This is a genomic window from Mycobacterium sp. TH-M11, from assembly GCF_057473725.1.
Genome location: NZ_JBYCLD010000335.1, coordinates 1 through 9,202, shown reverse-complemented (window position 1 = coordinate 9,202; position 9,202 = coordinate 1). Strand labels below are relative to the sequence as shown.

Here is a 9,202-nt window from a genome sequence, read left to right as displayed (position 1 = left end):
GGCGCCGGCCCGACCGTGATCCGGTTGTCCGATGAGGCCGAGACAGGTGTGAACTTGGCCACCACCGAGTCGATCGGTGAGGACCAGGTCGCCGGTGGCTGTCTGGCTATCACGGTCTTCGAAGGCACCGAGGCGCACGCCGAGAGCAGGCACACCGAAACCAGGGCGCTGATGGCCGCCGGGGGTGGAACGTCGCTGGGCGAGGGCCCGGCCCGAGCCTGGGAGCACGGACGATTCGGCGCGCCGTATCTGCGGGACGCCCTGCTGTCCAACGGCGCGTTATGCGAGACCCTCGAGACGGCCACCGATTGGTCGAAACTGCCCGCACTGAAAGCCGCGGTCACTGAGGCGCTGACCGGGTCACTGGCCGAATCCGGCACGCCGGCGCTCGTCCTGTGCCACATTTCGCATGTGTACGCCACCGGCGCTTCGCTCTACTTCACCGTCGTCGCCGCGCAACGCGGTAACCCGATCGAGCAGTGGCGCACCGCCAAAGCCGCAGCCTGCGCCGCGATCGTCGCGGCCGGAGCGACCATCACCCACCACCACGCCGTCGGCGCCGACCATCGGCCCTGGATGTCTGACGAGATCGGTGACTTGGGTGTGCACGTGTTGCGGGCGGTCAAAGCGACGTTGGACCCGGCGGGAATCATGAACCCCGGCAAGCTGATCCCGTGAACACGCCCCGTCAGATTGGCCGGGTGACCGTGCTGACCAATCCGGCGTCAGGACACGGCAATGCGCCACACGCCGCCGAGAAGGCGATCACTCGACTGCAACAGCGCGGCGTCGACGTCACCGCCATCGTCGGCAGCAACGCCGAACACGCCCGCCGCCTGTTGCACAGGGCGGTCGACAACGGCACCGACGCCCTGGTTGTCGTCGGCGGTGACGGGGTGATCACCGACGCGCTGCAGGCCCTCGCCGAAACCGATATCCCGCTGGGCATCGTCCCGGCCGGCACCGGTAACGACCATGCACGCGAATTCGGTTTGCCGACAAAAGATCCCGTCGCGGCCGCCGACATCATCGCGGACGGCTGGACGCAAACCATCGACCTGGGCCGGATTGAGGACCGCGGCGGCACCAGCCGATGGTTCGGAACCGTGGCGGCCGCAGGATTCGACTCGCTGGTCACCGACCGTGCCAACCGGATGCGGTGGCCGCGTGGCCGGATGCGTTACAACCTGGCCATGCTCGCCGAACTCTCCCAGTTGCGGCTGCTGCCCTTCCGGCTCGTGCTCGACGGCCGCGAAGAGATCGTCGCCGACCTGACGCTCGCGGCGTTCGGCAACACCCGCAGCTACGGCGGCGGAATGCTGGTGTGCCCCAACGCCGACCCCACTGACGGCCAACTCGACATCACCATGGTGCACTCCGCGTCGCGGACTCGGCTGATCCGCCTGTTCCCCACCGTCTACAAAGGCACCCATGTCAACCTCGACGAGGTCACCACCGCCCGAGTGAGGACCGTTGAGGTCGACTCACCGGGCATCAACGTCTACGCCGACGGCGATTTCGCCTGCCAACTGCCCGCTCAGATCTCCGCGGTCAAAGCCGCGTTACACACTCTGCGGGCGGCCCCGTGATCGATTAGCTGGTCAGATCGACCCGGCGAGGACGTTCATGATCGCCAGATCGTCGAAAGCGTGCACGATGTCATTGTGCGCCGCGCACATGTTCACCCACTACGACGGCGTGCTAAAGGTATCCGCGTAGCTGCGGGAGGCCTCACCAGCCTCACGGGCCCCCGGTGTAACTGGTCTGAGGGGACTCGGTTTTTTGGTTTTCGCACCACATGCGATATCACCACCCGCTGATATCGGATGTGGTCACGAGTCCGGAAGAGAGTGTCCCCCACCTGACGTTACTGATGTGGCATATGGTGAAACGGGGACTGGCTGGCTGCCCAATTAGCTTCAGCCGGAACTAGATTCGCAGATCTCACACTGGTCGTCGCGGAACTGCAGGTCGAAACTACGCATCGAGCGAGTCTGCGGAGCATCGGCCTGAACGCGGTGACGTTGACGTCGGCGTGACCCCGCAGCGCAGGCCGCCAGATCTAGCCGACCCCGCGGTTGAGCCAGGACACTTCGGCGCCGTCGCCACCGTCGCGGTAGGCCTCCAGAGCTTCGTCCCACGCCGTGCCCAGCGCCGAATCCAAGTCGGCGGCAAGCGCGTCGGCGCCCGCGGCCATCATCGTGCGCAACCGCATCTCGCCGATCATCACGTCGCCGTTGGCGCTCATCGCTCCGCTCCATAGCCCCAGTTGCGGGGTGTGGCTCCAGCGGTGGCCGTCGACCCCGGCGCTGGGGTCCTCGGTGACCTCGAACCGCAACACCGACCACGAGCGCAGGGCGTTGGCCAACCGGGCGCCGGTACCGACCGGCCCGACCCAGTTGGTGACCGCCCGCAGCTGCCCCGGCATCGCCGGTTGTGGGGTCCATTTGAGGTTGGCTTTGGATGCCAGCGTCGACGACAACGCCCACTCGACATGCGGACATACCGCAGCGGGCGAGGCGTGGACGTACACCACGCCTGTCGTCACGTCAGCGAACTGATTGGACGCACGCATCTTGTTGCTCCTTCGGCTCCACGAGGGACGTCTTCCCCAACGACCTGGTAGATCCGATGAGCGCAGGTAACAATTTGTGCGCCGTGCGTGTCTATTGTGCCTTGTGAGGCCAATGTTGCGCTAGTCCGAATTGAATTCCCTCAGCACACTGTCAGAAAGCGCAGGCCACCGCGGCAAGGCCCAGTCGCCGAAATCGCGGTCGGTGAGTACCACAAGAGCCAGTTTCGCGACGGGATCCGCCCAGATCAGCGTGCCTGACTGCCCGAAATGGCCGTAGCTGGCGGGTGAGTTGAGCCCGCCCGTCCAGTGCGGAGTCTTCGAGTCCCGGATCTCGAATCCCAGGCCCCAATCGTTGGGCCGCTGCACACCGTAGCCAGGCAGGACGCCGTCGAGACCGGGGAACTGCACGCTGATCGCCTCGGCATGCATCTCGGGCGACACCGTCATCGGAACAAGCAGATCCGCGGCGAACGCGGCCAGGTCCGCGACGGTCGACGTCGCCCCGTACCCGGCGGTCTGCGCGCCGCCGTCCAGACGGGTGGCGGTCATCCCGAGCGGTTCCAGCACCGCCTCGGTCAGGTAGCTGGCAAACTCGATGCCGGACGCCTCCTGCACGGTTTCGGCCAGCACCGCGAAGCCGTAGTTCGAATACATCCGGCGAGTGCCCGGCCGGGCCAGAGTCTTCCCGTCGAGCATCGCCAGCCCCGAGGCATGGGCCAGAAGATGGCACACGGTCGATCCGGGCGGGCCGGCCGCGGTGTCCAGTTCCACTGCGCCTTCTTCGATGGCGACCTGCACGGCCCGCGCCACCAGAGGCTTGGTCACCGACGCCAGCGCGAACTGCCGCTCGATGTCGCCGTGGGCGGCCAGCACGCCGCTTGGCCCGATGACCGCGGCGGCCGCGTTCGGCACCGGCCAGTCGTCGAGTGAGTCGAGGGCGGCCATCGCGAAGAGCCTACCCAGCAAGCGTTAGGTTGAAGCCCATGAGCCAGACAGTGCGTGGAGTGATCTCGCGAAGCAAGGGCGACCCTGTCGAGGTCGTCGACATCGTCATCCCCGATCCCGGTCCGGGCGAGGTCGTCGTCGACATCATTGCGTGCGGGGTGTGCCACACCGACCTGACCTATCGCGAGGGCGGCATCAACGACGAGTTCCCGTTCCTGCTCGGCCATGAGGCCGCGGGTACCGTCGAAGCGGTCGGCGAGGGCGTAACCGCGGTCGAGCCAGGCGATTTCGTGGTGCTGAACTGGCGCGCGGTGTGCGGCCAGTGCCGGGCCTGCAAGCGCGGACGGCCGCAGTTGTGTTTCGACACCTTCAACGCCGAGCAGAAGATGACGCTCACCGACGGCACCGAACTGACACCGGCGCTGGGCATCGGCGCGTTCGCCGACAAGACGCTGGTACACCAGGGCCAATGCACCAAGGTCGACCCCGACGCCGATCCGGCGGTGGCTGGACTGCTCGGCTGCGGGGTGATGGCCGGCCTGGGTGCGGCGATCAACACCGGCGCCATCACCCGCGACGACACCGTGGCGGTGATCGGCTGCGGCGGCGTCGGCGACGCGGCGATCGCCGGGGCGGCGCTGGTCGGCGCGAAAAGGATCATCGCGGTCGACACCGACAACACCAAGCTGGACTGGGCCCGCCAGTTCGGCGCAACCCACACCATCAATGCCCGCGACCTGGATGTGGTCACGACGATCCAGGATCTCACCGACGGGTTCGGCGCCAACGTGGTGATCGACGCCGTCGGCCGCCCGGAAACCTGGAAGCAGGCCTTCTATGCTCGCGACCTCGCCGGAACCGTTGTGCTGGTGGGTGTTCCGACACCGGACATGCAACTCGAGATGCCGCTCGTCGACTTCTTCTCCCACGGCGGCTCGCTCAAGTCGTCCTGGTACGGGGACTGCCTGCCCGAACGCGACTTCCCCACCCTGATCGACCTCTACCTGCAGGGCCGGCTACCGCTGGAGAAGTTCGTCTCCGAACGCATCGGCCTTGACGACGTCGAAGAGGCCTTCGACAAGATGCACGCCGGGACGGTGCTGCGCTCGGTGGTGATCCTGTAGATGCCCGCCATCGAGCGCATCGTCACCCACGGCACCTTCGAACTCGACGGCGGCAGTTGGGAAGTCGACAACAACATCTGGCTGGTCGGCGACGACACTGACGTCGTGGTGTTCGACGCCGCCCACACCGCGGCGCCGATCATCGACGCGGTCGGCGGACGCAACGTCGTCGCGGTGATCTGCACACACGGCCACAACGACCACGTGACCGTGGCGCCCGAACTCGGGGAAACCCTGGACGCGCCAGTTCTACTGCACGCGGGCGACGACATGCTGTGGCGAATGACCCACCCGGACAAGAACTTCCGCGCCGTCTCCGACGACCAGCGCATCCTCGTCGCTGGCCTGGAACTGCACGCGTTACACACCCCGGGCCACTCCCCCGGGTCGGTGTGCTGGTACGCCCCGGAGCTGGGCGCCGTGTTCAGCGGCGACACCCTGTTCTCCGGCGGGCCGGGAGCGACCGGGCGGTCGTTCTCCGATTTCCCGACTATTCTGCAATCGATCTCCGGCCGGCTCGGCAGCCTGCCCGGCGACACCGTCGTCTACACCGGCCATGGCGACACCACCAGGATCGGCGACGAGATCGTGCACTACGACGAATGGGTAGCGCGCGGCCACTAGCGCTTGGGCGTCGCCGTCGACCTACGTCTAACGAATAGTGCCGAGGCCCGCGATCAGCGGCAGGTCCAGAGCGGTGACCCACCCGGGCGGTAGGTCGTTGACGGCTGGGACCGCGTTCAGTGCCCGCAGTCCGGTGGCAAGGCAACCGGCCGCGGCCGCGTCTCGACCGGATCCGTCCGTGAACCGGAAGGCCGTCTCCTGCGAGATGCTCGGCGTGCCTTCGATATCGACGCGGTAGACGTCGTCCTTGGTGCCGGCGGGCCAGTCCGGCGCCGCATCCAACCCGATGCGGTTGACATGTTCGAGCTGAATCCGGGTCTCGCCCCGGTAGACCCCGTTGATGGTGAAACGGACCGCGGCGACGTGACCGGCGGGGATCACACCCTTGGCGGTCTTGCGCTCGTCGGGGGTCACCCACTTGTCCCACGTCGTGGTGATCTCGTCGAGCATGATGCCGGCGGCGTGGGCGATCATCGGGACGGTGCCGCCCCACGCGAAGATCAGCACGTCCCGGTTTTCCAGCATCGGCCTAAATTCCGGCTCGCGCCCGATGCCCATCTCGACTTCGTAGTCGCCCTCGTAGTTGGTGTAGTCCAGTAGCTCGGAGGCGCGAACCGTGCGAACCTCCGAACACAGGCCCATCAGCGTCATCGGGAACAGGTCATTGGCGAATCCCGGGTCGATGCCGGTGGTGAAACATGACGACTCACCCAACTCGCAGGCCTCGGTGATCGGCGCAATCCACTGCGGCGGGTTGAGATGCATGGTCGGCCACACCCACGGCGTCATCGCCGTCGAACACACGTCGATGCCCGCGCGCAGAAACCGCGTCATCAAAGCGATGTTGGCGTCGGCGTGCGCGGCGGTCGGGCCGTAGTGCACCAGCGCGTCGGGCTTCAGCGCGATCAGCGCGTCGACGTCGTCGGTGGCAGTCACCCCGATCGGCCCGGCCAGTCCGCAGATGTCGCCCACATCGCGGCCGACTTTCTGCGGGTTGCTGACGCCGACGCCGACGAGTTCGAATTCGGGATGTTTGACGATTTCGGCGATCACCATCTTGCCGACGAAGCCGGTCCCCCACACCACCACGCGTTTCAAACTGCCCCGTGCCATACGTCACCATAGGCGGGGGTGCGGTCGCCCTCCCGCCGAAACCGAAAAGTCGTTCGCTCGCGCTCGGTATTTTGGGGAAGAAACCCGAAAACCGTCCCAGGCGGCTTGCCGGCGGGACACGATGTATGACCATGACCAGCAGACGATCTTCGTTGCAGCGGTGAGCATATGCGCGGCCACGGCAAGCCCGGGCACAATCCTGGTCGACGGCACGGTCGTGAATCAGGCAACCGCGAACGGGGCGCCGGCCCGCACCGTATGTGCGACCTGACCCGCGCCCGCGCAGACGATCGGATCGAGCGCAGCACCTCGAGGGTGCAGTTGCCGAGGCATTTGTCGAGTGGCGCCGTCGGTAATCGCACGTTCGCGGCAACGGATGGCGCGGCAACGAACGGCTATGACGAGGACGGCAGCCAATGAGTCTGGCAACCCGAGTGAACGGCACCGCGCCACCCGACATTGCGCTCGGCGACATCAATCTCGGTGCATGGGACTTCTGGGCCCTCGACGACGATCAGCGCGACGGCGCGTTCGCCACGCTCAGGCGCGAGGCACCGATCTCGTTCTGGGCCGAACCGGTGCAGGAAGGCTTCCAGCAGGGCAACGGGCATTGGGCCATAACGGGACTCGACGACGTTCACTTCGCCAGCCGCCACCCCGAGATCTTCAGCTCCACCCCCAACATCACCATCAACGACCAGACGCCGGAGGTGTCGGAATACTTCGGCTCGATGATCGTGCTCGACGACCCACGCCACCAACGGCTGCGCTCGATCGTCAGCCGGGCGTTCACCCCGAAAGTGGTCGCGCGCATCGAGACATCGGTGCGCGACCGGGCCCGCCGGCTGGTGGACGACATGGTCGCCCACCATCCCGACGGCAACGGCGAGGCGGTGGCCGAGCTGGCCGGCCCACTGCCGTTGCAGGTCATCTGCGACATGATGGGCATCCCCGAAGAAGACCATCAGCAGATATTCCATTGGACCAACGTCATTCTCGGTTTCGGCGACCCCGATCTGACCACCGACTTCGACGACTTCCTGAAGGTGTCCATGGACATCGGCGCCTACGCCAGCGCGTTGGCCGAGGACCGTCGCGTCAACCATCACGACGACCTGACGACCAGCCTGGTGGAGGCCGAAGTTGACGGCGAGCGACTCACGTCGGCTGAGGTCGCGTCGTTTTTCATCCTGCTCGCCGTCGCCGGCAACGAGACCACCCGCAACGCCATCAGCCACGGATTGGTCGCGTTGACGCGCTACCCCGAGCAACGCCAGATGTGGTGGGCCGACTTCGATGCGCTGTCGCACACTGCCGTCGAAGAGGTCGTGCGATGGGCCTCGCCGGTGGTCTACATGCGCCGCACGCTCACCCGCGATTTCGAGTTGCACGGGACCACGATGGCCGCCGGCGACAAGGCCACGCTGTGGTACTGCTCGGCCAACCGTGACGAGGCGAAGTTCGCCAATCCCTGGAAGTTCGATGTGACGCGCGATCCGAACCCGCATGTCGGATTCGGCGGCGGCGGAGCGCACTTCTGTCTGGGCGCCAACTTGGCCCGCCGCGAAATCCGGGTGATGTTCTCCGAGTTGCACCGCCTGATACCCGATATCGCGGTCACCGAGGAGCCGTCACGGTTGCTGTCACCGTTCATCCACGGCATCAAAACCCTGCCGATCGCATGGACGCCACCGCGCTGATTCCGTTGTCGCGCTAGCTCGCAAACCTGCACATACCATGTGCTGATGTTCGGGCTCGTCGTCATCGTGGTGCTGATCGCCATCGTCATCGTGGGGACGGTGCTGGGCCGGCGTTACCGGGTGGGCCCGCCGGTGCTGTTGATCGGTCTGGGCGCTCTGGTGGGTCTGATCCCGCGCTTCGGCCACGTCCGGCTCGACGGCGAAATCGTGCTGCTGCTGTTTTTGCCGGCGATCCTCTACTGGGAGAGTCTGAACACCAGCATTCGTGAGATCCGCGCCAACCTGCGCGTGATCGTGCTGCTCAGCATCGGGCTGGTGATCGCCAGCGCGGTGGCGGTGTCGTGGACGGCGCGAGCGTTCGGGATGGAATCGCATGCCGCCGCGGTGCTGGGCGCGGTGCTTTCCCCGACCGACGCCGCCGCGGTCGCAGGCCTGGCGAAGCGCCTGCCGCGACGCACGCTGACCGTGCTGAAAGCCGAAAGCCTCATCAACGACGGGACCGCGCTCGTCCTTTTCGGGGTGGCGGTGTCGGTGGCCATGGGCGGCGCGCCCGTCGGCCCGATCGACCTGAGCATCCGATTCGTCCTGTCCTACCTCGGGGGCATCGCGGCCGGGCTGATCGTCGGCGGCGCCGTCACGTTAATCCGGACGCGGCTCGACGCGCCGCAAGAAGAAGCGGCGCTCAGCCTGCTCACTCCGTTCGCCGCCTTCCTGCTCGCGTACTCGGTCGACTGCAGCGGCGTGGTCGCCGTTTTGGTGTGCGCGCTCGTGCTCGCCTACGCATCGCCGCGGATTATCCGGGCCCGGTCCCGGTTGGTGTCGTTCGCATTCTGGGATATCGCAACGTTCCTGATCAACGGCTCGCTGTGGGTGTTCGTCGGAAGCCAGCTACCCAGCGCGGTGCGCGGAGTCTCCCGGGTCGACGGTGGTATCCGCCACGCGGTCGCGATGTCCATCGCCGTCACCGTGGTCGTCGTGGGAACGCGGCTGGTCTGGGGCGAGGCCACCACCTGGCTGCTCCGCGCGCTCGACCGACGTGCAGCGCAGCGCGCACGTCGGGTCGACTGGCGCCAACGCATGGTGTCCGGGTGGGCCGGATTCCGCGGGGCGGTGTCGCTGGC

9 protein-coding genes and 1 pseudogene are annotated in these 9,202 nt (G+C 66.7%); 6 read left to right on the top strand and 4 right to left on the bottom strand.

Going from position 1 to position 9,202, the window contains the following annotated elements; all coding sequences use genetic code 11:
* Together AC2VOG_RS13525 and AC2VOG_RS13520 are read left to right on the top strand one after the other, a co-directional pair.
* On the top strand, positions 1-678 hold a 678-nt coding region (locus AC2VOG_RS13525), incomplete at its 5' end, for an FAD-linked oxidase C-terminal domain-containing protein (protein ID WP_486940405.1).
* A complete protein-coding gene (locus AC2VOG_RS13520) occupies positions 675-1,589 on the top strand; it encodes a diacylglycerol kinase (RefSeq protein ID WP_486940404.1) in 915 nt (304 codons plus the stop codon). The genes AC2VOG_RS13525 and AC2VOG_RS13520, both read left to right, overlap by 4 nt.
* Before the next feature lie 330 nt (positions 1,590-1,919).
* Here AC2VOG_RS13520 and AC2VOG_RS13515 read toward each other — a convergent pair.
* The 3 genes and pseudogenes from AC2VOG_RS13515 to AC2VOG_RS13505 all read right to left on the bottom strand — a co-directional run.
* A pseudogene (locus tag AC2VOG_RS13515) lies at positions 1,920-2,038 on the bottom strand (Rv0361 family membrane protein); the annotation flags it as partial.
* A gap of 24 nt (positions 2,039-2,062) precedes the next feature.
* Positions 2,063-2,575, bottom strand: coding sequence for a DUF3145 domain-containing protein (locus AC2VOG_RS13510; protein ID WP_486940403.1), 513 nt, complete (start codon positions 2,573-2,575; stop codon positions 2,063-2,065).
* A gap of 120 nt (positions 2,576-2,695) precedes the next feature.
* The gene (locus AC2VOG_RS13505) at positions 2,696-3,520 is read right to left on the bottom strand and encodes a serine hydrolase domain-containing protein (protein WP_486940402.1); all 825 of its coding nucleotides are present in this window, start codon (positions 3,518-3,520) and stop codon (positions 2,696-2,698) included.
* A gap of 38 nt (positions 3,521-3,558) precedes the next feature.
* Between AC2VOG_RS13505 and AC2VOG_RS13500 the strand changes: the two genes are divergently transcribed.
* Together AC2VOG_RS13500 and AC2VOG_RS13495 are read left to right on the top strand one after the other, a co-directional pair.
* Positions 3,559-4,644 carry an S-(hydroxymethyl)mycothiol dehydrogenase gene (locus tag AC2VOG_RS13500; RefSeq protein WP_486940401.1) on the top strand — a complete coding sequence of 362 codons (1,086 nt, stop codon included), beginning with the start codon at positions 3,559-3,561 and terminating at the stop codon, positions 4,642-4,644.
* On the top strand, positions 4,645-5,268 hold the full coding sequence (locus AC2VOG_RS13495; RefSeq protein ID WP_486940400.1) for an MBL fold metallo-hydrolase: 624 nt from the start codon (positions 4,645-4,647) through the stop codon (positions 5,266-5,268).
* A gap of 27 nt (positions 5,269-5,295) precedes the next feature.
* Here the strand turns inward: AC2VOG_RS13495 and AC2VOG_RS13490 are convergent, their stop codons facing one another.
* Entirely contained in the window at positions 5,296-6,381 is a 1,086-nt protein-coding gene (locus AC2VOG_RS13490) for an NAD(P)H-dependent amine dehydrogenase family protein (RefSeq protein ID WP_486940399.1), read from the bottom strand.
* 416 nt (positions 6,382-6,797) lie between these two features.
* On the opposite strand from AC2VOG_RS13490, the gene AC2VOG_RS13485 reads away from it, so the two are divergent.
* Positions 6,798-8,081, top strand: a complete 1,284-nt coding sequence (locus AC2VOG_RS13485) for a cytochrome P450 (RefSeq protein ID WP_486940398.1) — start codon at positions 6,798-6,800, stop codon at positions 8,079-8,081.
* Positions 8,082-8,126: 45 nt separating this feature from the next.
* Positions 8,127-9,202 (top strand): Na+/H+ antiporter (locus AC2VOG_RS13480; RefSeq protein WP_486940397.1); only part of this gene is annotated, 1,076 nt, incomplete at its 3' end.

What these genes read in the sequence shown, in the direction of transcription:
- AC2VOG_RS13510 (WP_486940403.1), bottom strand. Translation starts at nt 2,575, where the DNA reads ATGCGTGCGTCCAATCAGTTCGCTGACGTGACGACAGGCGTGGTGTAC.
- AC2VOG_RS13505 (WP_486940402.1), bottom strand. Translation starts at nt 3,520, where the DNA reads ATGGCCGCCCTCGACTCACTCGACGACTGGCCGGTGCCGAACGCGGCC.
- AC2VOG_RS13500 (WP_486940401.1), top strand. Translation starts at nt 3,559, where the DNA reads ATGAGCCAGACAGTGCGTGGAGTGATCTCGCGAAGCAAGGGCGACCCT.
- AC2VOG_RS13495 (WP_486940400.1), top strand. Translation starts at nt 4,645, where the DNA reads ATGCCCGCCATCGAGCGCATCGTCACCCACGGCACCTTCGAACTCGAC.
- AC2VOG_RS13490 (WP_486940399.1), bottom strand. Translation starts at nt 6,381, where the DNA reads ATGGCACGGGGCAGTTTGAAACGCGTGGTGGTGTGGGGGACCGGCTTC.
- AC2VOG_RS13485 (WP_486940398.1), top strand. Translation starts at nt 6,798, where the DNA reads ATGAGTCTGGCAACCCGAGTGAACGGCACCGCGCCACCCGACATTGCG.